The 19431-nt window shown below is 73.1% G+C and carries 25 protein-coding genes; 16 read left to right on the plus strand and 9 right to left on the minus strand.

Going from position 1 to position 19431, the window contains the following annotated elements; all coding sequences use genetic code 11:
* The first annotated feature begins 21 nt into the window (after positions 1 to 21).
* Together HGAM_RS08225 and HGAM_RS08230 are read left to right on the plus strand one after the other, a co-directional pair.
* Positions 22 to 993, plus strand: a complete 972-nt coding sequence (locus HGAM_RS08225; protein ID WP_019145004.1) for a hypothetical protein — start codon at positions 22 to 24, stop codon at positions 991 to 993.
* A 64-nt stretch (positions 994 to 1057) separates the two neighbouring features.
* The gene (locus HGAM_RS08230) at positions 1058 to 1768 is read left to right on the plus strand and encodes a VOC family protein (RefSeq protein ID WP_019145005.1); all 711 of its coding nucleotides are present in this window, start codon (positions 1058 to 1060) and stop codon (positions 1766 to 1768) included.
* 6 nt (positions 1769 to 1774) lie between these two features.
* Here HGAM_RS08230 and HGAM_RS08235 read toward each other — a convergent pair whose 3' ends face one another.
* Both HGAM_RS08235 and HGAM_RS18425 read right to left on the minus strand, forming a co-directional pair.
* Positions 1775 to 2185: a hypothetical protein gene (locus HGAM_RS08235; RefSeq protein ID WP_019145006.1), complete on the minus strand. Its 411-nt coding sequence runs from the start codon at positions 2183 to 2185 to the stop codon at positions 1775 to 1777.
* A 41-nt stretch (positions 2186 to 2226) separates the two neighbouring features.
* Positions 2227 to 3180: a GNAT family N-acetyltransferase gene (locus tag HGAM_RS18425; RefSeq protein ID WP_019145007.1), complete on the minus strand. Its 954-nt coding sequence runs from the start codon at positions 3178 to 3180 to the stop codon at positions 2227 to 2229.
* A 99-nt stretch (positions 3181 to 3279) separates the two neighbouring features.
* On the opposite strand from HGAM_RS18425, the gene fdxA reads away from it, so the two are divergent.
* Both fdxA and dapC read left to right on the plus strand, forming a co-directional pair.
* Complete coding sequence (fdxA, locus tag HGAM_RS08245; RefSeq protein WP_019145008.1) at positions 3280 to 3603, plus strand: ferredoxin; 324 nt, start codon at positions 3280 to 3282, stop codon at positions 3601 to 3603.
* Positions 3600 to 4697, plus strand: a complete 1098-nt coding sequence (gene dapC, locus HGAM_RS08250; RefSeq protein WP_019145009.1) for a succinyldiaminopimelate transaminase — start codon at positions 3600 to 3602, stop codon at positions 4695 to 4697. The genes fdxA and dapC overlap by 4 nt, the downstream gene beginning before the upstream one ends.
* A 1-nt stretch (position 4698) precedes the next feature.
* On the opposite strand, the gene HGAM_RS08255 is transcribed toward dapC, so the two are convergent.
* Complete coding sequence (locus HGAM_RS08255; protein ID WP_019145010.1) at positions 4699 to 5517, minus strand: class I SAM-dependent methyltransferase; 819 nt, start codon at positions 5515 to 5517, stop codon at positions 4699 to 4701.
* A gap of 291 nt (positions 5518 to 5808) precedes the next feature.
* Between HGAM_RS08255 and HGAM_RS08260 the strand changes: the two genes are divergently transcribed.
* Entirely contained in the window at positions 5809 to 6711 is a 903-nt protein-coding gene (locus HGAM_RS08260) for an ABC transporter ATP-binding protein (RefSeq protein WP_019145011.1), read from the plus strand.
* Positions 6708 to 7505 carry an ABC transporter permease gene (locus tag HGAM_RS08265; RefSeq protein ID WP_019145012.1) on the plus strand — a complete coding sequence of 266 codons (798 nt, stop codon included), beginning with the start codon at positions 6708 to 6710 and terminating at the stop codon, positions 7503 to 7505. The genes HGAM_RS08260 and HGAM_RS08265 overlap by 4 nt, the downstream gene beginning before the upstream one ends.
* Here HGAM_RS08265 and HGAM_RS08270 read toward each other — a convergent pair.
* Both HGAM_RS08270 and dapD read right to left on the minus strand, forming a co-directional pair.
* The gene (locus HGAM_RS08270) at positions 7502 to 8329 is read right to left on the minus strand and encodes a VldE C-terminal domain-containing protein (protein ID WP_019145013.1); all 828 of its coding nucleotides are present in this window, start codon (positions 8327 to 8329) and stop codon (positions 7502 to 7504) included. The genes HGAM_RS08265 and HGAM_RS08270 overlap by 4 nt on opposite strands.
* Positions 8329 to 9276 (minus strand): 2,3,4,5-tetrahydropyridine-2,6-dicarboxylate N-succinyltransferase, encoded by a 948-nt coding sequence (gene dapD / locus HGAM_RS08275; RefSeq protein ID WP_019145014.1) that lies wholly within the window; start codon positions 9274 to 9276, stop codon positions 8329 to 8331. The genes HGAM_RS08270 and dapD overlap by 1 nt, the downstream gene beginning before the upstream one ends.
* Positions 9277 to 9346: 70 nt before the next feature.
* On the opposite strand from dapD, the gene HGAM_RS08280 reads away from it, so the two are divergent.
* The 4 genes from HGAM_RS08280 (at position 9347) to HGAM_RS08295 (ending at position 12503) form a co-directional block, all read left to right on the plus strand.
* Positions 9347 to 10036 (plus strand): VOC family protein, encoded by a 690-nt coding sequence (locus HGAM_RS08280; RefSeq protein ID WP_019145015.1) that lies wholly within the window; start codon positions 9347 to 9349, stop codon positions 10034 to 10036.
* A 105-nt stretch (positions 10037 to 10141) separates the two neighbouring features.
* Positions 10142 to 11203 (plus strand): succinyl-diaminopimelate desuccinylase, encoded by a 1062-nt coding sequence (dapE, locus tag HGAM_RS08285; RefSeq protein WP_019145016.1) that lies wholly within the window; start codon positions 10142 to 10144, stop codon positions 11201 to 11203.
* On the plus strand, positions 11200 to 11937 hold the full coding sequence (locus tag HGAM_RS18430; RefSeq protein WP_019145017.1) for an LOG family protein: 738 nt from the start codon (positions 11200 to 11202) through the stop codon (positions 11935 to 11937). Before dapE ends, HGAM_RS18430 begins: the two co-directional genes overlap by 4 nt.
* 65 nt (positions 11938 to 12002) lie before the next feature.
* Positions 12003 to 12503 carry a DNA-3-methyladenine glycosylase I gene (locus HGAM_RS08295; protein ID WP_019145018.1) on the plus strand — a complete coding sequence of 167 codons (501 nt, stop codon included), beginning with the start codon at positions 12003 to 12005 and terminating at the stop codon, positions 12501 to 12503.
* Here HGAM_RS08295 and HGAM_RS08300 read toward each other — a convergent pair.
* Positions 12500 to 13816 (minus strand): HNH endonuclease signature motif containing protein, encoded by a 1317-nt coding sequence (locus HGAM_RS08300; RefSeq protein ID WP_019145019.1) that lies wholly within the window; start codon positions 13814 to 13816, stop codon positions 12500 to 12502. The two genes, HGAM_RS08295 and HGAM_RS08300, sit on opposite strands and share 4 nt — an antisense overlap.
* A 543-nt stretch (positions 13817 to 14359) precedes the next feature.
* On the opposite strand from HGAM_RS08300, the gene HGAM_RS08305 reads away from it, so the two are divergent.
* Positions 14360 to 14923, plus strand: coding sequence for a hypothetical protein (locus HGAM_RS08305; protein ID WP_019145020.1), 564 nt, complete (start codon positions 14360 to 14362; stop codon positions 14921 to 14923).
* Positions 14924 to 14987: 64 nt separating this feature from the next.
* Positions 14988 to 15638, plus strand: a complete 651-nt coding sequence (locus tag HGAM_RS08310) for a hypothetical protein (protein ID WP_019145021.1) — start codon at positions 14988 to 14990, stop codon at positions 15636 to 15638.
* A 1-nt stretch (position 15639) separates the two neighbouring features.
* Here the strand turns inward: HGAM_RS08310 and HGAM_RS18435 are convergent, their stop codons facing one another.
* Positions 15640 to 16359, minus strand: coding sequence for an enoyl-CoA hydratase/isomerase family protein (locus tag HGAM_RS18435; RefSeq protein WP_019145022.1), 720 nt, complete (start codon positions 16357 to 16359; stop codon positions 15640 to 15642).
* A gap of 99 nt (positions 16360 to 16458) precedes the next feature.
* Between HGAM_RS18435 and HGAM_RS20070 the strand changes: the two genes are divergently transcribed.
* The gene (locus HGAM_RS20070; RefSeq protein ID WP_019145023.1) at positions 16459 to 16620 is read left to right on the plus strand and encodes a DUF3117 domain-containing protein; all 162 of its coding nucleotides are present in this window, start codon (positions 16459 to 16461) and stop codon (positions 16618 to 16620) included.
* Positions 16620 to 16964, plus strand: a complete 345-nt coding sequence (locus tag HGAM_RS08325; RefSeq protein WP_019145024.1) for a hypothetical protein — start codon at positions 16620 to 16622, stop codon at positions 16962 to 16964. The genes HGAM_RS20070 and HGAM_RS08325 overlap by 1 nt, the downstream gene beginning before the upstream one ends.
* Here the strand turns inward: HGAM_RS08325 and HGAM_RS08330 are convergent.
* Positions 16961 to 17503: an O-methyltransferase gene (locus HGAM_RS08330; RefSeq protein WP_019145025.1), complete on the minus strand. Its 543-nt coding sequence runs from the start codon at positions 17501 to 17503 to the stop codon at positions 16961 to 16963. The genes HGAM_RS08325 and HGAM_RS08330 overlap by 4 nt on opposite strands.
* A 170-nt stretch (positions 17504 to 17673) precedes the next feature.
* A complete protein-coding gene (locus HGAM_RS08335) occupies positions 17674 to 17895 on the minus strand; it encodes a hypothetical protein (RefSeq protein WP_019145026.1) in 222 nt (73 codons plus the stop codon).
* 104 nt (positions 17896 to 17999) lie between these two features.
* On the opposite strand from HGAM_RS08335, the gene sigE reads away from it, so the two are divergent.
* Together sigE and HGAM_RS18440 are read left to right on the plus strand one after the other, a co-directional pair.
* Complete coding sequence (gene sigE, locus HGAM_RS08340; RefSeq protein ID WP_019145027.1) at positions 18000 to 18569, plus strand: RNA polymerase sigma factor SigE; 570 nt, start codon at positions 18000 to 18002, stop codon at positions 18567 to 18569.
* Entirely contained in the window at positions 18569 to 19420 is an 852-nt protein-coding gene (locus HGAM_RS18440; RefSeq protein ID WP_019145028.1) for a zf-HC2 domain-containing protein, read from the plus strand. The genes sigE and HGAM_RS18440 overlap by 1 nt, the downstream gene beginning before the upstream one ends.
* Positions 19421 to 19431: the final 11 nt, after the last annotated feature.

Genomic DNA, 19431 nt, shown 5'->3' on the forward strand with positions numbered 1-19431 from the left:
GTCCCGACCTCGGAGTCCCTCGTGAAGCTCTTGTCCCCGCGCCTGGCCGGCGTCGCCGTCGCTGCTGCCGCCGCCCTGGTGGCCGGCTCCGTCACCTCGGTGCAGGCCGAGACCGCCGACACCCGGATCTCCGTGCGCGTCACCGCCGCTGGCGAGCCCCAGCGCGGCGTGGACCTGATCGCCGAGAAGGTCGACGAGGACTACAACGGGTACACGGCCTACCTGGGAGTCAGCGGGTCCGACGGCGTCGTGCGCCCGAGCAAGGGGTCGCGGTTCTGGGGGATGCCACGCACGCTGGAGCCGGGGACCTGGGAGCTCGCCTTCGTCGACCACGCCGAGGAGCACGGCACCGTCTTCCGGACCGTGACGCTGACGGCCGGGACGAACACGCTCGCCGACGCCGTGATGGAGCCCGCCTCCGCGGCGCGCGGGCGGCTGCTGACGCCGTCGGGCCAGCCGTTGAAGAACGTGGACGTGGCGGCGATGGCCGTCCGCGGCGAGACGTCCCTGGGGTTCTCCGTCGCGATGGACGAGAACGGCGTCGACTCGACGGGCCGCGACGGCACCTACGCGCTGCACGGGCTGGGTCGTGCGAAGTACGACGTCACGGTCGGCGACCGGCGCGTCCGCGAAGGCAACCTGCTTTCGACCCGCGGCAAGGTCGTGGTGACCCAGCCCGGCACGACCTATCAGGTGCCGGACATCCGCGTGCGGGTGCAGCCGACCATGAGCGTCGCCCGGACGAAGTCGCGTCGCGGCGTCGCGGTGGTGCGCGCGAAGCTGCTGGTGCAGCGCTTCGGCATCACCGCGCCAGGCGGGATGATCCGGGTCTACGAAGGGCGCACGCTGCTCGCCAAGGTCAAGGCCACGGGCGCGCCGCAGACGTTGCGCGTGCGTCTCGGCAAGGGCCAGCACCGGCTCCGGATCAAGTACACCGGAAGCAAGGACGTCCGCGAAGCCGCGGCGAAGCACCTGAACGTCCGCGTGCGCTGAGCGGACCGGGGTGGACCCCCGCTCCGTCGTAGCGTCGGGACGCACGCCTGAGCAGGAGGTCCCCATGACGGCACGGCTGGACTCGCTGGCGATCGACGCTGCCGACCCCGACCGGCTGGCCGCGTTCTGGGGCGGGCTGCTGGGCTGGTCGGTCGAGGACGATGCGTCCGGAGCGCCTATCGCGCGGTCGGACGATGGGAGCGGCCTGCCGCTGCGGTTCCCGCCGTCCTCCGCGTCCCGTACCGGGCTGAACCGCATCCACCTGCACCTGACCAGCACGTCCCTCGACGACCGCGACGCCCGCATCGCCACCGCGCTCCGGCTCGGCGGTCGGCACCTGGACGTCGGCCAGCTGCCCGAGGAGACGCACGTGGTCCTGGCCGACCCCGAGGGCAACGAGCTCTGCGTCATCGAGCCGGGCAACCGATGGCTCGCGGGCTGCGGCCTGCTGGGCGAGCTGGCCTGCGACGGGACGCGCGCGACCGGCGTGTTCTGGAGCGAGGCGCTCGGCTGGCCGCTCGTGTGGGACGAGGACGGCGAGACCGCGATCCGTTCACCGCGGGGCGACTTCGTGATGGCGTGGGGCGGGGAGCCGCTGAACCCCAAGCGCGGCACCAACCGTCTGCGGCCCGAGCTCGTCGCCGACGACCTCGACGCCGAGGCGGGCCGGCTGGAGGCCCTCGGTGCGCGCCGGTCCTTACCGCTGCCCGGTACCGACGGGGTCGTCCTGCTCGACCCGGACGACAACGAGCTGGTCGTCCGGGCGGCGGGCTAGCCGCGGCTAGTCGGGGTAGACCGCGAACGACCACTCGGCGCCCTCGGGCGCCGTCACGGTCATCTGGCGCGGGCCCGGCGTCAGGTCGTAGTCGAGGGAGACGAACCCGGGGCCGTCGCCGACGTGCTCGCCGCACCCGATGCTCGCTCCACCCCCGTCCTTCAGCTGCACGCTGAGATCGCCCGACGGAGCCACGCAGTCGAGCGCCACGAGGACGCTGCCCGAACCGTCCGGGATGGTCACGTCCTGGCGGAGCTGCGTGCCGGTGCGTCGGTAGGCCTCGGCGAGCGCCGTGGCCCCCTCGGGTTGCATGCTCTCGAACGACGTCGCGGCGTGCTCGCGCGGCTCGGGGTCGTCCGAGCAGCCGGACAGCGGAAGCAGGACGAGGGCGGCGAGGGCGAGGGAGCGGAGGTGCACGGCGGTGAGCCTAGGGTCCGGTCGCCCACCCCGTCCGGGTTTCAGCTCCCGGGGGTCAGGTAGCGGTACTCGTGGTGGTCGGTGAAGCCGAACGGTCGGTACAGCGCGATCGCCGGGTCGTTGTCGCGCATCGTCTGCAGGTACGCCTTGTCGGCCCCGTGCTCGACGGCCCACGCGAGCGACGTCTCGACGATGCGTCGCGCGAGTCCCTGGCGGCGCGCCTCAGGAGCCACCTCGACGGCGGCCAGGCCGGCCCACTCGCCGGTCACCACGACGCGCCCGATGGCGACGGCGGGGGAGGCGATGCTGACGAAGCCGACCGTCTCCGGTCCCTCCAGCACGGCGCGGGCCAGCGGGAGGTCCTCTGCGCGGTGGTACATCCGCATCCATCCCTCGGACACGTCCGTCTCGACGACCGCGTCCGGGTCGCGCCGGTAGGCGGGCTCGAGGTCGGCCACCTGCACGATCGCGCCGGGGCGCGCACCGCCGTAGGCCACCCAGCCGGCCTCGCCGAACGCGCGGTCCCAGGCCGACCCGGCGACGACCTGCGCCAGCGCGGGCTGGTCGCGGGCGGCGTAGAACGCCTCGACGAGCACGAGCGCGTCCGCCAGCGGCACGCCCGGGTCGCCGTGGACGGCGACGGAGTTCGCCCGCCCCGTGAACCCGCCGGCCGCGCGCAGCTCCCAGTCGCCGAGCGGGACGCTCTCGGTGCCCGGCCAGCCGCGGGACGTGATGCGGGTGAGGTCCTCGGCGTCGACGGCCGCGGCACGCCGGCGGCGCAGCGGACGCGGCGGGACGGTCTTCGCGGCGACGACCGCGGCGACCGGGACGTCGACGGGGGTGCCGTCGCGACGCTCGACGCGGGCGGTCGCCTCGTCGAGGGCGAGCAGACGCCCGACGACGTCGGTCATGGCGGGGCCGCCGCCGGGACCGGTGCCACCCACCAGGTGGCGCACGACGACGCGGGACCCGACCATGCTGGCGTCCAGAGGCATGCGCACAACCTACGGACGTCCCATGAGGCGAACCTCCGTGGGCCCTCCGTGGCCGGACGGTAGATACTGAGGCGTACGCCCATCGAAGGAGACAGTTCAGTGACCTACGTGATCGCCCAGCCGTGTGTGGACATCAAGGACCGCGCCTGCGTGGACGAGTGTCCGGTCGACTGCATCTACGAGGGCAAGCGCATGCTCTACATCCACCCCGACGAGTGCGTCGACTGCGGCGCCTGCGAGCCGGTCTGCCCGGTCGAGGCGATCTTCTACGAGGACGACACGCCGCCGGAGTGGAAGGACTACTACGACGCGAACGTGAACTTCTTCGACGACCTCGGCTCGCCCGGTGGTGCCGCGAAGATGGGCGTCATCGACAAGGACCACCCGATGATCGCCGCCCTCCCGCCGCAGAACCAGGAATGAGCGCCCCGGTCTCGTCGCGGTTCCCGGACTTCCCCTGGGACACGCTCGCCGCGGCCAAGGCTCGGGCGGCCGAGCACCCCGGCGGGATCGTCGACCTGTCCATCGGCACGCCGATCGACCCCGTGCCGCAGGTCGTCCAGGACGCGCTGTGCGCCGCCTCGGACGCGCCGGGCTACCCGACCGTGCTCGGCCCGGTCGAGGTGCGCCAGGCGGCCGCCGACTGGATGACCCGGCGGTTCGGCGTCGTCGGCGTCGGCCCCGAGCACGTCCTCATGACGATCGGCTCCAAGGAGCTCATCGCCAACCTGCCGACCCAGCTCGGCCTGGGCGAGGGCGACCTGGTCGTCTTCCCCGAGCGCGCGTACCCGACCTACGAGGTGGGCGCCCGCTATGCGGGGGCGACGCCGGTCGCCGCCGACTCGCTGACCCAGCTCGGCCCGCAGAAGCCGGCGCTGGTCTACGTCAACAGCCCGGCCAACCCGCACGGCCAGATCCTCGGCGTCGACCACCTGCGCAAGGTCGTGGAGTGGTGCCGCGAGCGCGGCGCGCTGCTGGTCTCCGACGAGTGCTACCTGGAGTTCGCCTGGGACGCCGAGCCGGTCTCGGTGCTGCACCCGGACGTCTGCGGCGGCTCGTTCGAGGGCCTGCTCGCGGTCCACTCGACGTCGAAGCGCTCGAACCTGGCCGGCTACCGCGGCTCGTTCGTGGCCGGTGACCCGGACGTGGTCGCCGAGCTGCTCGCCGTGCGCAAGCACCTGGGCTTCATGGTGCCGACGCCGGTGCAGCAAGCCATGGCCGCCGCGCTGGCTGACGACGCGCACGTGGACGAGCAGCGTGAGCGCTACCGAGCCCGCCGCGCGACCTTGCGCACGGCGCTGGAGGGCGCGGGCTTCGAGATCACGCACTCCGAGGGCGCGCTGTACCTGTGGGCGACCCGCCACGAGCCGTGCCGCGACACCGTCGCCTGGCTGGCCCAGCGCGGCATCCTCGTCGCCCCCGGCGACTTCTACGGCCCGAAGGGCGCCGAGCACGTCCGGGTCGCGTTCACCGCGACCGACGAGCGCGTCGCCGCGGCGGCCGAGCGGCTCGCCTGAGCTACGCCCGCGTCGCGGTCATCAGCAGGTACTCCCACTCGAGCACGCCGGGCTCGGGCGCGTACTCGTCGGCGAGCCGGACGACCGTCTGGTCGAGCTCGGCCTCGCGCTGGGGATTGTCGGCCACCGCGCGGTAGGCCATGATCGTCGGCCCGTACGTCGTCTTGAAGAAGTCCAGGAACGCGCGTCCGTCGGCGAACCGCTCCACCCGCAGCGTCCGGCGCTCGGCGTGGACGTCCTTCACCCGGTCGCCGAGCAGCGTGCGCACGTGCTCCTCGTCGCCCCACAGCGGCGGCGGCTGCGTCCCGGGCGGCGGCGGTGGGATGAACGGGCGCATCGTGCCGAGCATCTTCCCGATGAAGCCGGTCGGCGTCCACGACAGCAGCGCGATGCGTCCGCCGGGCCGGACGACGCGGACGAGCTCGTCGGCGGCGTCCTGGTGGTGCGGGGCGAACATGATGCCCACGCACGAGATGGCCACGTCGAAGGACGCGTCGTCGAACGGCAGCGCCTCGGCGTCCGCCTCGCGCCAGGTGAGGTCGAGGTCGAGCCCCTCGGCGCGGGCGCGGCCGGCCTCGAGCAGCGACGGCGTCAGGTCGCTGGCCACGACCGAGGCGCCGGCGATCGCCGCGGGGATCGACGCGTTGCCGGACCCGGCGGCGACGTCGAGGACGGTCTCGCCGGGCCGGATCCGTGCGGCGTCGACGAGCACCTGGCCGGTCTCCGCGATGACCTCCGCGGCGACGGCCGGGTAGTCGCCGAGCGACCACAGCGCCCGGTGCCGGTCCTTGAGCTCCTGGTCGGGAGTGCTGGTGGACATGGTTCCTCCTGGTGACGAGCGGCTCCGCGGCGCACCCGGCGTGGCCGGACCGCGGCCCGGCCGCCACCACCGTCGCCCGGCCGGTCCGTGCCGGCCTCGCGTGGTGCAGCGATCGTAGGCCCGTTCGAGCGCGGCGGACCGGCTCGGCGGGAAGGTCTGCGGACTCCCGCCGAGGGCGCGCGTCCGCCCCGCATCGTGCGCACCGTGCAACCACCGGCGACGGCCGGTCCGGGCCACGGAGTGCCCTCGATAGGGTCGGAGGACCGCATCCCCGACGCCCAGGAGGACCGCATGGTCTCCGCGCCGCCGATCACGGTCGAACGGCTCACGAAGCGCTTCGGCGCCGTGACCGCCGTGGACGACCTCAGCTTCACCGTCGAGCCCGGCCGGGTCACCGGCTTCCTCGGCCCGAACGGATCGGGCAAGACCACGACCCTGCGGATGGTGACCGGGCTGGCCCGGCCGACGTCCGGCCAGGCGCTCGTGGGAGGTCAGCCCTACGCCGCGAACCCGCACCCGGCCCGGCTCGTGGGCACGTCGCTGGAGGCCGCGTTCCACCCCGGCCGCAGCGCGCTCAACCACCTGCGGGTCTACGCGCCGCAGGTCGGCGTGGACGACCGCCGCTGCCACGAGCTGCTCGAGCTGGTCGGTCTGGCCCCGTACGCGAATCGCCGCGTCGGCGGGTTCTCGCTCGGCATGCGCCAGCGCCTCGGCCTGGCCACGGCCCTGCTCGGCGACCCGCCCGTCGTGATCCTCGACGAGCCCGCCAACGGGCTCGACCCGCAGGGCATCGTCTGGATGCGCTCGCTGCTGCGCGCGTTCGCGGCCGAGGGGCGCACCGTGCTGGTCTCCAGCCACGTGCTGGGGGAGGTGCAGCACACGGTCGACGACGTCGTCGTCATCGCGCGCGGCCGCCTGGTGCACGCCTCGCCGCTCGCCGACCTCACCGGCCTGGCGGAGCCCGAGACCTTCGTCCGCGCCGCTGACCCCGGACGCCTCGCGGCGCTGGCCGCCGAGCGCGGCTGGACGCCCGAGACCGAGGCTGGCGGCGTCCTGCTGCGCGGGGTGGACGCCGACGAGGTCGGCGCCGCCGCCTTCGCGGCGGGCATCGAGCTGCGCCAGCTCACCGACCGTGCCGTCGACCTGGAGAACGTCTTCCTCCGCCTCACCGCCGACCAGGAGGTCTCGCGATGACCGCCGCGCTGAAGTCCGAGCTGCGCAAGCTGCTGACCACCCGGCTGTGGTGGGTGCTGCTGCTGGTCATGGTCGCCTACCTCGTGTTCATCGGGGTCGTCATGGCGTTCACGGTGACCGTCGAGGCGCCCGACGGCAGTGGCCCGATCGTGGAGGGCGTCGACGCCGCCGTCTCGGTGTACTCGAGCACCAACGCGATCGGCTACGTCTTCCCGCTGCTGCTGGGCACGCTCGCGTTCACCGCCGAGCACCGTCACCGAACGATCGAGCAGACGCTCCTGGTCGAGCCGGACCGCGACGTCCTGCTGGCGTCCAAGACCACGGCGACGCTGCTGCTCGGCCTGGTGTTCGGCGTCGTCGCGGTCGCGTCGATCGTGGCGGGCGCGGTGCCGCTGCTCGTGTGGCAGGGCGACGGCGCGTACCTGACCGACCCCGACGTGGTGGCCGTGCTGCTGCTCAGCGTCGCCGTCATGGCCGTCTGGGCGGTGATCGGCGTCGTCCTCGGCGCGCTCGTGACCAACCAGGTCGTGGCCATCGTCGCGGTGCTGGCGTTCACGCAGTTCGTGGAGCCCATCGCGCGGCTCGGGCTCGGCGCGGTCGACGCGCTCTCGGGCGTCGCCCAGGTGCTGCCCGGGGCCGCGGCCGACGCCGTCGTCGGCGCCTCGGCGTTCGGCGCGTTCGGCGGCGACGGCGACCTGCTGCCCCGCTGGGGCGGCCTGCTGGTGATGCTCGCCTACGTCGTGGTGCTCGGGCTGGTCGCCCGGCTCACCACGCTGCGCCGCGACGTGAGCTAGGAGACGGTGACGCGGACGCGCTCGGCCGAGGCGTCCTCGTCCTCGACCCAGCCGTCGGGGGAGTCCTTCGCCGTCCAGGTGCGTCCGTCGAAGCTGACCGAGGTGAGCTCCAGCCGGGCGGCGTTGGCGACGAGGAACTGCGCCAGGCGCCACCCGCGCCGGGCGCGCTCGTCGGCCGCGCCGCGCACCGGGTAGTCGAGCGCCTCGCGCCGGCGGTCGACGTCCTGGGCGCCGAACGACTCGCGCACGAGCTCCTCGACGTCCGTCAGGGAGCCGCCCTCGCGCACGTTGACCTGGCAGCTGAAGGCGGCCGGGCTGTAGCCCATGAGCGAGGACGCGAGCGCCCGGGCGAACGGCTCGTGGTCGGCGTACGCCTCGGGGTAGGCCGAGCGCTGCACCCGCTGGGCGGCGTCGGTGATCTCGAGCTCGGTGTAGCCGTCGATCTTCGCCAGCGCGTCGTAGAAGCGGCCCGTGGCGTAGACGGGGTCCATGATCTGCTCGACCGTGCCCCAGTCCTGCGACGGACGCTGCTGGAACAGGCCCACCGAGTCACGGTCGCCGTAGTCGATGTTGTGGATGCGCGACTCCTGGTAGGCGGTCGCGATCGCGATGGTCGTCGCCCGCGCCGGCAGGCCGCGCTCGGCCGCCATCGCGGCCATGAGCGACGTCCAGCGCGCCTGCTCCAGGTCGACCTCGGCGCGCAGGGTGTCGACCTGCGCGACGCAGTACTCGGCGCGGTCGGGCTCGTCCTCCCGCAGGACGACGAGGGCGACCGCGCAGGCCGCCACCGCCGTCCCGGCGACGACCCAGCTCGCCGCCCGCACTAGTTGGCGTGCAGCGCGGCGTTGAGCTCGACGCCCGAGCGGCCGGCCCGGGGACGGGCCTCGAGGCGTCCGGTCTCGCTGTTGGTCAGGTACAGCAGCCCGTCCTGGCCCGACAGCTCGGCGGCCTTGACGACACGGCCGTCGGGCAGCGTGACCTTGCTGGCGGCCGTGACGTAGGTGCCGGCGGCCACGACGCAGTCGTCGCCCAGCGAGATGCCGATGCCGGCGTTCGCACCGATGAGGCAGCCGGTGCCCACCTGGATGACCTCCTTGCCGCCACCGGACAGGGTGCCCATGATCGAGGCGCCGCCGCCGACGTCGGAGCCGTCGCCCACGACGACGCCGGCCGAGATGCGGCCCTCGACCATCGCGGTGCCGAGCGTGCCGGCGTTGAAGTTCACGAAGCCCTCGTGCATGACCGTGGTGCCCTCGGCCAGGTGGGCGCCGAGGCGCACGCGGTCGGCGTCGCCGATGCGGACGCCGGAGGGGACGACGTAGTCGGTCATGCGCGGGAACTTGTCGACGCTGGTGACGTTCACGACCAGGCCGGCGGCCTGGGCGCGCAGGCGGGTGACCTCGAAGTCGGCGACGGCGCAGGGACCGATCGTCGTCCAGACGACGTTGGCCAGCAGGCCGAAGATGCCGTCGAGGTTCTGCCCGTGCGGCTGCACCAGGCGGTGCGACAGCAGGTGCAGGCGCAGGTAGGCGTCGTACGCGTCGGCCGGGGCGGCGGACAGGTCGTCGACGACGGTGTGCACGACGGCGCGGGTGACGGCACGGACCTCGTCGCGGCCCTCGAGCGCGTCCAGCCCCTCGGGCTGCAGGTCGTGCTCGGCCGGGGATCCGAGGTGGGGCTGGGGGTACCAGACGTCCAGCACGTCGCCCTCGTCGGTCACCGTGGCGACGCCCCAGGCGTACGCACCCGTCTTCGCAGCAGCATCGGTCATGCGTCCTACGGTATCGGGCCGGCCCGACGGACCGGTCGCGTCGGTCCGCTCCACGCCCTAGGTTCGTGCCATGAGCCTGGTCACCTTCCAAGCCCTCTGCGTCGACGTCAACGACCTGCACGTGGGAGGCCTCTTCTACAGCCGCATCCTGGGGGTGCAGACGGCCCGCCCGGACCTCGACCCCGACGACGTCAAGCTCGTCGGGCCGACCGCGGAGCACACCGTCTGGCCGAACAAGGTGCTGGAGCCCAAGACCGTGAAGAACCGCGTGCACCTGGACGTCTGGGGCCGCTCGGTCGAGGACTTCCGCGACCTGCAGCAGCTCACCGAGGACGGGCACTTCCCGTGGACCGTGTTCGCCGGCCCCGAGGGCGACGAGTTCTGCGTCTTCGAGTGGAACCGCGACGAGGAGCTGCCGGAGTACCGGCTCAAGGACGTCGTCGTCGACGCCGTCGACCACGTCGCGATCTCGCGCTGGTGGGCCGACGTCATGGGCGGCACGCTCACGCACGACGACTCGGGCTACTCCTACCTCGACGACGCGCCGGGCGTGCCGTTCGAGTCGTTCGACTTCGTGCCGGTGCCCGAGCCGAAGACGACCAAGAACCGCATCCACTGGGACGTCGACCTCGTCGAGGGCGCGACCATCGCCGACCTGGTCGCGAAGGGCGCGACGGTCCTGCGGGAGAAGGGCGGCGACATCCACTGGACGGTCATGGCCGACCCCGAGGGCAACGAGTTCTGCGTCTTCGACGACTGAGCCGGGTCTCGACGGGCTCGGCCGGCGGCACCGCTCCGCTCCGCTCCCCGAGCCGGCCGTCCGCTCCCCGAGCCCGTCGAGGGGACCGGCTGCCATGATGAGGGCGTGCCTTCCCTGGACCCCTCGCGCGACGTCGTCGCGCTGACCGCCGACCTGGTCGACATCGCCTCGGAGAGCTTCGACGAGCAGGCGATCGCCGACGCCGTCGAGGCCGTGCTGCGGGCCGCCCCGCACCTGGACGTCGTCCGCGACGGCCACACGCTCGTGGCCCGGACGGACCTGGGCCGCGCCGAGCGGGTCGTCGTCGCCGGCCACCTCGACACGGTGCCGGTCAACGGCAACTTCCCGTCGCGGCTCGAGGACGGCGTGCTGTGGGGCCTGGGCTCGTGCGACATGAAGGGCGGGGTCGCCGTCGCGCTGCGCCTGGCCGCGCACCTGTCCGAGCCCTCGCGCGACGTCACCTACGTCTTCTACGAGGCCGAGGAGGTCGCCGCCGTCCACAACGGTCTCGGCCGCCTCGCCCGTGAGCGTCCCGAGCTGCTCGCCGGCGACTTCGCGATCCTCATGGAGCCCTCGGACGGCGGCATCGAGGCCGGCTGCCAGGGCACGATGCGCTTCGACGTCGTCACCCGCGGCGAGCGGTCGCACTCGGCCCGCTCGTGGATGGGCTCCAACGCCATCCACGCCGCGCACCAGGTGCTGGCCCGGCTGAACGCCTACGAGCCGCGCCGCGTCGACATCGACGGCCTGGAGTACCGCGAGGGGCTCAACGCCGTCCTCGTGAACGGGGGCGTGGCCGGCAACGTCATCCCCGACGAGTGCCGCGTGACGGTGAACTACCGCTTCGCGCCCGACCGCGACGAGGCCGCGGCGCTCGCGCACGTCCGCGAGGTCTTCGACGGGTTCGAGCTCGAGGTGACCGACTCCTCGCCCGGTGCCCTGCCCGGCCTCTCGCGTCCCGCGGTGCAGGACTTCGTGGCCGCCGTCGGCGGCGAGGTGAAGCCTAAGTTCGGCTGGACGGACGTCTCGCAGTTCACGAGGCTGGGCGTCCCGGCGGTCAACTACGGTCCGGGCGACCCGCTGTTCGCCCACAAGGCCGACGAGCACGTGCCGGTCGAGCAGCTGCGTCAGGTGGAGGAGCGGATGAACAGGTGGTTGGGCGCATGAGCGACGAGAAGCGGACGTACGGCGACACCCACCTGGGTCCGGTGCGGCTGCGGCGCAAGATGGTCAAGGAGACGACCACCGACCAGCGCCTGCTCGACAGCCACGGCGACACAGACTGGCTGCACACCGACCCGTGGCGCGTGCTGCGCATCCAGTCCGAGTTCGTCGAGGGCTTCGGCGCGCTGGCCGAGCTCGGCCCGGCGGTCGCGGTCTTCGGCTCGGCGCGGACGCCGCAGGACGACCGGCACTCGCTCATGGCCGAGGAGATCGCGCAGGGCCTGTGCCAGCGCGGCTACGCGGTCGTGACCGGCGGCGGCCCCGGCATCATGGAGGCGGCGAACCGTGGCGCGTCCGAGTGCGGCGGCACGTCCGTCGGCCTGGGCATCGAGCTGCCGCACGAGCAGAGCCTCAACGACTGGGTCGACCTCGGCATCAACTTCCGCTACTTCTTCGTGCGCAAGACGATGTTCGTGAAGTACACCGACGGCGCGCTCGTGCTGCCCGGCGGCTTCGGCACGATGGACGAGCTGTTCGAGGCGCTGACCCTGGCCCAGACGCACAAGATCACCGAGTACCCGGTCGTCCTCGTCGGCGTCGACTACTGGTCGGGCCTGATCGAGTGGATGCGCAGCACCATGCTGACCGCGGGCAACATCGTCGCCGCCGACCTCGACCGTATCGTCCTCACCGACGACGTCGAGGAGGCGCTCGAGGCCTTCCCCAAGAAGTCGTGACCGAGCGCGGGGCGGAGCCGGGGGAGGACGGCGTCCTGCGCTGCCCATGGGGCAACGCACCGGACATGACGGCGTACCACGACACGGAGTGGGGCCGGCCGGTCCGCGACGACCGCGGGCTGTTCGAGCGGGTGAGCCTGGAGGCGTTCCAGTCGGGGCTGTCGTGGGCGGTGATCCTGCGCAAGCGCGAGGGCTTCCGCGCCGCGTTCGCCGGCTTCGACCCCGAGGTGGTCGCCGGCTTCGGCGAGGACGACCGGGCGCGGCTGCTCGCCGACGCGGGCATCGTCCGCAACCGGGCCAAGATCGACGCCACCATCGCCAACGCGCGGGCCTACCTGGAGCTCGACGAGCCGTTCGCCGAGCTGCTGTGGTCGTTCGCCCCGCAGGAGCGGCGGGTACCGCGGACGCTCGCGGACGTCCCGGCGGTCACGCCGGAGTCGACCGCCATGGCGAAGGCACTGAAGAAGCGCGGCTTCAAGTTCGTCGGACCCACCACGGCGTACGCGCTCATGCAGGCCACAGGCATGGTCGACGACCACCTGGCCGGCTGCGTCGCTCGTCCCTAGGTGCTCGCCGGCTCGAGCGCGCGGGGTCGGTGCTTGAGGTGGCGGGCGTGGCGGAGTGGTCGCTGCTGCGGGTCGATCCGTGGTGGCGGGATCACTTCCACGACGCCGTCTGGGCCGAGGCGCGCTTGCCAGTCTGAGTCGTGGAGCAAGTGGTGGTGGAAGAAGCAGAACAGGGCACCGTTGTCGATCGAGGTCTCACCACCCTGGCTCCAGGGTCGGAGGTGGTGGGCCTCGCACCAACCGGGTGGCCGGTCGCATCCTTTCCAGGAGCACCCCTTGTCCCGTTTCGCGAGGACGGCGCGCTGGTAGCGGTCGTGGAGGCGCTTCTCGGTGCCAGCGTCGAGGACGCGGGACTCGCCGTCGAGCACGAGGGGCAGCAGGTTGGCGCTGCAGGCGAGCCGTCGCGCCTGGGAAGCACTGAGGTCACAGCCGCTCGACAGAGTCGCCCGCGAGACGCGGTCGCGGAGGTCGTCGTAGTCGATGTTGATCGTGACCGTGGCGGCGACGCCACCGGCCTGCGGGTAGGCGCCCTGCGGGAGGTGCTCGACCAGCTCGCACAGCGCCAGGCCCATACGGCGGGCGTGGTCGAGCCGTCCGATCTCCTGATCGGAGTGGTCGCCGTCGACGTCGCGGAAGATCGCGCCGTCGCGTCGGGGTGAGGCCAGACCCTCCAGCACGGTCTTGAGCATGTCGGCCTGCACGTCCGGCAGCACGCCTCGGATGCTCGAGCGGTCCTGGCCCATGCGGGTGATCGACAGGTGGGTCTCGTCCCACGCCTGTTTCTCCTGCCGCTCGAGCTGGGCGCCGATGATCTCGTCCGCGCTGTCGGGATCGACGACCTCGACGATGCGGTTGGCCAGGCGGCGCAGGTCGTCGGCACCGAACTCACGGGCGTGCTCCAGGAGGGTGGCCTCGGCGTCGTCGTGCTGCTCGTCGACGAACCAGTCGGGCAGGGCGTCGAGGGCCTTCAGGATGATGTGCGCCTGCTCGGTCGTGAGCCGGCCGGACGCCCACCGCTGGCGCGTGATGGTGCCGCGCGTCGGGTCGAGCCGGGTCAGTGAGACGAGCTTGGACGCCTCGCTTCGGGAGACGTTCGTGGTGGTGGCGAGCCAGACGGTGGGCGACGTGCAGCCATCCTCACGCGGGAGGGCCAGGTCTTCGGCGGCAGTCGTCAGCTTCACGGTGAGGGCCTGGAGCCCGGCGACTGCCTCGGCCGCGGCTCGCAGCTCGGAACGGATCTGATCACCGGTCAGGCGCCACGGCTCGAGCGTGCTGGACTCCTCCAGCAGTGCCTCCACCTGTTCGCCGATCATCCGAACCCCCCCCTGTCGAACGTTTGTTCTAGTCTACCTCGACGGGATGACATGAACCAGTGAAAATCCCTAGTAATTCAGCATTCTTTCTCGCTTCGACAAGCTCAGCGAGCGAGGGCTCGGCGAGCCGACGAATCCACCCCGCCGAGCACCCAAGAGCCTCGTCATCAGCCCCTTGGGCGACCGAGTCGGAAGGCGTGCTTCGACAAGCTCAGCGAGCGGCGCGGGCGAGCCGACGACCTGACCGATCAGCCTCGTCATCAGCCCCTCCGGTGACCACGGGAGGAGGCGCTTCGGCAGGCTCAGCGAGCGAGGGCCGGGCGAGCCGACGATCCTGACCGATCCGAGCGCCCAGCCGCGTCGTCATCAGCCCCTCGGGCGACCACGCGAGAGGCTCCTTTCGACGAGCTCAAGGAGCCCCAAGACCCACCCCGCAAGAACCCCGCACCATCGCCCGGCGACCCGAGGGACGACCGAGCACCCGGACCTACGCTGGAGGATCTGCTCCGGCCGCCCGGGCGGCCTCGTCCGAGGGAGATCTCGATGCGCTTCTCCACCGTGCTGGCCACCGCCGTGGCCGCCACCGTCCTGGTGGCCGTGCCGACGTCGGCCGACGCCGCCACCAGCGTCCGCTACCGCGACCGGGCCGGCGACGCCCCTGCGCACGCCGACATCCGCTGGGTCAAGATCAACAAGTCCCAGCGCTGGCTCGTCACCACGATCCGGCTGCGCGAGGTCGTGCGTCCGGGCCGCGCGGACGAGAGCCTGTTCTGGATCCACTACGACACGACCGGCTCACGCAGCCCCGACTACCTCTTCGCGGTGCCGGGGGCGGAGTGGCTGGCCGGATCCGCGCGCGGCTGGTTCCGGGTGCGCGCCGGCACCGACCCGGAGGACGTCTACGGCGACTGGGGCGCGTGCCTGGGCGGACGGCGTCCGTACACCTACAGCACGTCGCGCGACACCATCCGGGTCAAGATCCCCATGCGCTGCTTCGAGGGCGCCGAGCGGGTCCGCGTCGCGGTCAACACCGACCACGCGGACGACCCGCGCACGCGGCACGACTGGTTCCGTCGTCCCGGCCAGTACAGCCGCTGGCTGCGCTGACCGCCCCGCGCCGGTCTCCGCGCGCCTCCCGGGAAAACCGGTCCCGCACGCCTAGCCTGGCGCCATGGCCAAGACCTCGGACGCCCCCCGCACCGACCGTCGCGCTCGTCGCTCCACCCGGACGCTCGCCGCGGTCGTGCTGCTGCTGACCGCCGCCGCCGTCGGTATCGCCGCGATCTCCGCCGGCTCCACGGGCCTGCTCGTGGCCGCCGTCGTCTACGCCGTGGTCGCCGGCTCGGTCGCCGCGCGCCTGCTGAGCGACGAGACCGCCCAGGTCCGTCGCTCGTGGGCGCAGGACCGCGCCACCACCGCCCAGTCCTACACCCGCACCGCGGCGGCCCGCTCCGACGAGCAGGCCGCGTTCGCCGAGACCATGGGCGCCCGCGTCCGCGCCGGCGTCGAGCGCCAGACCAAGCTCGTCGAGCAGGTCACCGCGCTCGAGTCGGCCGTCCACGAGACCCGCACGCGCCTGGCCGACGAGCGCAAGCGCAGCGAGGCGCTCGACGCCCAGCTGGCCGCCGAGCGCGAGTCGCTGGCGCAGGCCGAGGCCGAGCTGTCCACCGTGCGCACCGAGCTCGAGCGGGTCCGCGCCGAGGTCCGTCGCCTCCAGACCGAGCTCACCACCATCGAGAGCGCCGAGGCCGAGCTGCGCGAGCAGCTCGTGGCCCAGCACGCGGACGTCCTGCGCCGCGAGCAGGCCGACCGCCTGGCCTGATTCAGCGTCCCTCGAACACCGGGGGACGTCCCTCGGCCCGCGCGGCCTGCGCCTCGGCGTGGTCGCGCGAGCGCCGCAGCATCGTCACCCGCTGCGACTCCAGCTGCATCGTGCCGACCAGGCCGTCGTCGTCGGCGTGCGCCAGCGACCGCTTCGTCGCGGCCATGGCGAGCGGCGGCCGGGCGGCGAGCTCCTCGGCCAGCGCCTGCACCTCGTCGTCGAGCTCGTGAGCGGGGACGACGTACGTGGCGAGTCCCAGCGCGAGGGCCTCGTTCGCCGCCACGACCTGCGGTCGCAGCAGCAGCTCCGCCGCCCGTGCGCGCCCGACCAGGCGCGGCAGCGTCCACGACAGCCCGCCCAGCGGCGGCAGCGCGTCGGCGTCCACCCCGGTGTCCAGGGCGGCGTCGTGGGCCAGGACGCGCAGGTCGGCCGCGCAGACGAGCGCCAGGCCCGCGCCGCGCGCCGTGCCGTCCACCGCCGCGACCACGGGCTGGGGGAGCGCCGCCAGCGCGGCGACCGCCACCGGGACGAGAGCATCCTCGGACGCCTCCCTGAGGGCGGTGCCGAGGTCGCCGGCCAGGACGACGCATCGCACGGAGGAGTCGGTCGCGACGTCGTGCAGGGCCGCCACGAGCGGGTCCAGCCCGGCCCCGGCGGAGAGCGTGAGCACCCGCACGGCGGCGGCGTCACGCGTGTCGGGCGCGTTGTCCTCGTGGGTCACGGGGCGACCTCCTGACGATCCGTTGGCCGCGTCACACGGTCATGGGGGATAATAGGCCGGGCGCTCTCCACCGGGGGTGCCAGGACGAGAGGGGATTCAATGGCGGCCATGAAGCCACGGACCGGCGACGGACCGATGGAGGTCACCAAGGAGGGACGCTGCATCGTGATGCGCGTCCCGCTCGAGGGCGGCGGACGACTCGTCGTCGAGCTCAACAACGAAGAAGCCGCCACGCTCGGCGACGCCCTCAAAGCCGTCTGATGCTGGGACTGTCCGTGCGCTGGTCGTTGACCGGCACGCCGGACGGCACCCTCGAGGCGCTGCGGGAGTACGTCGAGGAGCAGTCCTTCCGACGCTTCGCAGCCCTCGAGGGCCTGCGCTTCAAGACCTGGCGCGCCCGTGAGGGCGAGTGGTTCGAGGGCACGTACGTGTTCGTCAGCGAGTCCGCCCGCGCCGAGTTCCAGGCGCAGATGGAGGAGCAGGCCGCCGACCTGCCCGGCTCGAAGCTGATCGGCGCGGCCCCCGAGCTGATCGAGCCGTTCGAGACCGTCGCCGTCGTGCGGGGTCCGGGCGGCTTCCGCTCGGCCGCCCGGTTCGAGGGCTAGGCCAGTCGCTGGGCGACGAGCAGGCCGTCGCCCATCGGCAGGAGCGAGCTGCGCATCGCGTCGTCAGCCACCACCGCGGCGATCGTCTCGCGGATCGCGGTCGTCTCCGGGTCGCGCTGGTCGGCGTCCGCGACGCGGTCGTGCCACAGCGCGTTGTCGATCACGACGAGCCCGCCGGGACGGACGAGGCGCTTGGCCTCGGCCAGGTAGTCCAGGTACTCGACCTTGTCGCCGTCGATCAGCACGAGGTCGTAGCCGCCGTCGGTCAGCCGCGGCAGGACGTCGAGGGCGGCGCCGGCGATGAGCCGGAAGCGCTGGGGCGGCAGACCCGCCTCGCGGAACGTGTCGCGGGCCAGGCGCTGGTGCTCGGCCTCCAGGTCGACCGACGTGAGCACGCCGCCGTCGGCCATCGCGCGGAGCATCGTGAGGCCCGAGACGCCGGTGCCGGTGCCGACCTCGACCACGGCGCGAGCCTGCAGGGTCGAGACGAGCAGGGCGAGCGTGCTGGCCGCACCCTGCGAGAGCGGGGTGACGCCCACCTGGCGCGCGCGGTCGCGTGCGGCGGCGAGGTGCTCGTCCTCAGGGACGTGGCGCTCGGAGAGCTCGAGGCTGGCTGACGTGGTGATCGGAGGGCTCCTTCGTCTGGTCAGGCCCAGCCTAGGCCCGCCTCCGCCCTGCAATCACGGGCGACACGCGGTGTGCGGGACATTCACCGTAGCGCGTCGTCACGGCTGTCGGCCAGCGTGACGCCGAGCACGACGGCGCCCACGCCGGCGCCCAGGGTGCCGAGCACGAGCAGCAGCACGGCCCAGGCGGTCGTCGTCGCGTCCCCGTCGTCGAGCCCGGCGTGGAGCAGCGCGGCGGCGACGCCGATCAGCACCAGCCCCGCGATGCTGAGGAACCCGGTCACGGTGCGCGCGTCGTTCGTCACCGGAGCAGACGAGGGACGGATCGAGGGACGTGGAGCGGTTTTCGCGTAGGGAACCATCAGCGGGCTCTCGGCGTTCTCTCAGCAAGGCCCGAAAGGATCGGGCCATGAACGAGGTTCAGGAGCCCGTGACCCAGACGCTCGACTGGCACGACGTGGTGGCGCAGCACTCCGCCCGCGTCTACCGCCTGGCGTACCGGCTCACCGGCAACCGCCAGGACGCCGAGGACCTGACCCAGGACGTGTTCGTCCGGGTGTTCCGCTCCCTCGACCGCTACGAGACCGGCAACTTCGAGGGCTGGATCCACCGCATCACGACCAACCTGTTCCTCGACCGCGCCCGTCGTCGCTCGCGCATCCGCATGGACGGGTTCGCCGAGGGTGCCGAGGAGCGCCTGCTCTCGCGCGAGGTGCAGCCGGACGCGTCCGTGCACGAGGCCGGCTTCGACCCCGACGTCGAGACCGCGCTGCAGTCGCTGTCCGAGGACTTCCGCGTCGCCGTCGTGCTGTGCGACGTCGAGGGCCTGTCGTACGAGGAGATCGCCGACGTGCTGGGCGTCAAGCTCGGCACGGTCCGTTCGCGCATCCACCGCGGACGCACGCAGCTGCGCCAGGCCCTCGCGCACCGCGCCCCGCAGGGCGGGCGCACCCGTGTCGGGGGCCCGGTCGAGGTCTGATGGGGCACCTGGACGACGACGTCGCCGCGTACGTGGACGGGCAGCTGCCCGAGTCCGCGGCGCTGGCGGCCCGTCGCCACCTGGAGGGGTGCGAGCCGTGCCGCTGGGCGGTGGCCCAGCAGGAGGCCATGAAGGCGCGGATGCGTCAGGCCGGGGGACCGATCGTCCCGCACTCCCTGATGGCCTCGCTCGCCCAGCTGCCCGACGCGCGCATCGAGCACGAGCCGTGGTCGGCCCGGCTGCGCCGCTCGCGCACGATGCGCGTCTCGACCGGCGTCCTCGGCTCGTGCGTGGCCCTGCTGGCCGTCGCCTTCGCCCTGGGGGCCCCGGACGACGGCCCGGACGCGGTCACGCCGCCGTTCGCCGCCTACGTCGCCGCGTTCGCCGGTCCCGGTGCGTCACCGGTGCTGGCGGCCGGCAGCCCGATCGACGACGTGCAGGCCGAGCGGCTCACCGCCGAGGGCTGGCCGTGCCACCACACGCTCGCCGGCGACCTGCGCCGCGAGCACGGCAGCCAGGACGCGTCCACCGTCGCGCTGAGCTACGGCAACGGCACGCACCGGCTCGACCTGTACGAGCAGCAGGGCGCCCTGAGCGAGGCCGCCGTGCGCGGCTTCTCGCGCACCACGGTGGCCGGGTCGCCGGTGTGGATGAGCGCCGGATCGCCCACGATCCTCACCTGGGACGCCGACGGACTCGTCTACACGGTGGTGACGGACGCCGGCACCGAGCGCATCGGACGCACCCTGGCCGAGCTGCCGACGCCGGCGAGCCCGGACGACCCGAGCCTGCCGGAGCGGGTCGGCGACGGGTTCGCCCGCATGGCCGGCTGGGTCGCCGACGCCGCCTGAGCGGACGCCCT

Source organism: Aeromicrobium massiliense JC14, from assembly GCF_000312105.1.
In the GTDB taxonomy this organism is placed as follows: domain Bacteria; phylum Actinomycetota; class Actinomycetes; order Propionibacteriales; family Nocardioidaceae; genus Aeromicrobium; species Aeromicrobium massiliense.

Coding starts and splice junctions, on each gene's coding strand:
- HGAM_RS08230 (WP_019145005.1), top strand. CDS start 1,058: ATGACGGCACGGCTGGACTCGCTGGCGATCGACGCTGCCGACCCCGAC.
- HGAM_RS18425 (WP_019145007.1), bottom strand. CDS start 3,180: ATGCCTCTGGACGCCAGCATGGTCGGGTCCCGCGTCGTCGTGCGCCAC.
- dapC (WP_019145009.1), top strand. CDS start 3,600: ATGAGCGCCCCGGTCTCGTCGCGGTTCCCGGACTTCCCCTGGGACACG.
- HGAM_RS08255 (WP_019145010.1), bottom strand. CDS start 5,517: ATGTCCACCAGCACTCCCGACCAGGAGCTCAAGGACCGGCACCGGGCG.
- HGAM_RS08260 (WP_019145011.1), top strand. CDS start 5,809: ATGGTCTCCGCGCCGCCGATCACGGTCGAACGGCTCACGAAGCGCTTC.
- HGAM_RS08265 (WP_019145012.1), top strand. CDS start 6,708: ATGACCGCCGCGCTGAAGTCCGAGCTGCGCAAGCTGCTGACCACCCGG.
- dapD (WP_019145014.1), bottom strand. CDS start 9,276: ATGACCGATGCTGCTGCGAAGACGGGTGCGTACGCCTGGGGCGTCGCC.
- HGAM_RS08280 (WP_019145015.1), top strand. CDS start 9,347: ATGAGCCTGGTCACCTTCCAAGCCCTCTGCGTCGACGTCAACGACCTG.
- HGAM_RS18430 (WP_019145017.1), top strand. CDS start 11,200: ATGAGCGACGAGAAGCGGACGTACGGCGACACCCACCTGGGTCCGGTG.
- HGAM_RS08295 (WP_019145018.1), top strand. CDS start 12,003: ATGACGGCGTACCACGACACGGAGTGGGGCCGGCCGGTCCGCGACGAC.
- HGAM_RS08300 (WP_019145019.1), bottom strand. CDS start 13,816: ATGATCGGCGAACAGGTGGAGGCACTGCTGGAGGAGTCCAGCACGCTC.
- HGAM_RS08305 (WP_019145020.1), top strand. CDS start 14,360: ATGCGCTTCTCCACCGTGCTGGCCACCGCCGTGGCCGCCACCGTCCTG.
- HGAM_RS08310 (WP_019145021.1), top strand. CDS start 14,988: ATGGCCAAGACCTCGGACGCCCCCCGCACCGACCGTCGCGCTCGTCGC.
- HGAM_RS20070 (WP_019145023.1), top strand. CDS start 16,459: ATGGCGGCCATGAAGCCACGGACCGGCGACGGACCGATGGAGGTCACC.
- HGAM_RS08325 (WP_019145024.1), top strand. CDS start 16,620: ATGCTGGGACTGTCCGTGCGCTGGTCGTTGACCGGCACGCCGGACGGC.
- sigE (WP_019145027.1), top strand. CDS start 18,000: ATGAACGAGGTTCAGGAGCCCGTGACCCAGACGCTCGACTGGCACGAC.
- HGAM_RS18440 (WP_019145028.1), top strand. CDS start 18,569: ATGGGGCACCTGGACGACGACGTCGCCGCGTACGTGGACGGGCAGCTG.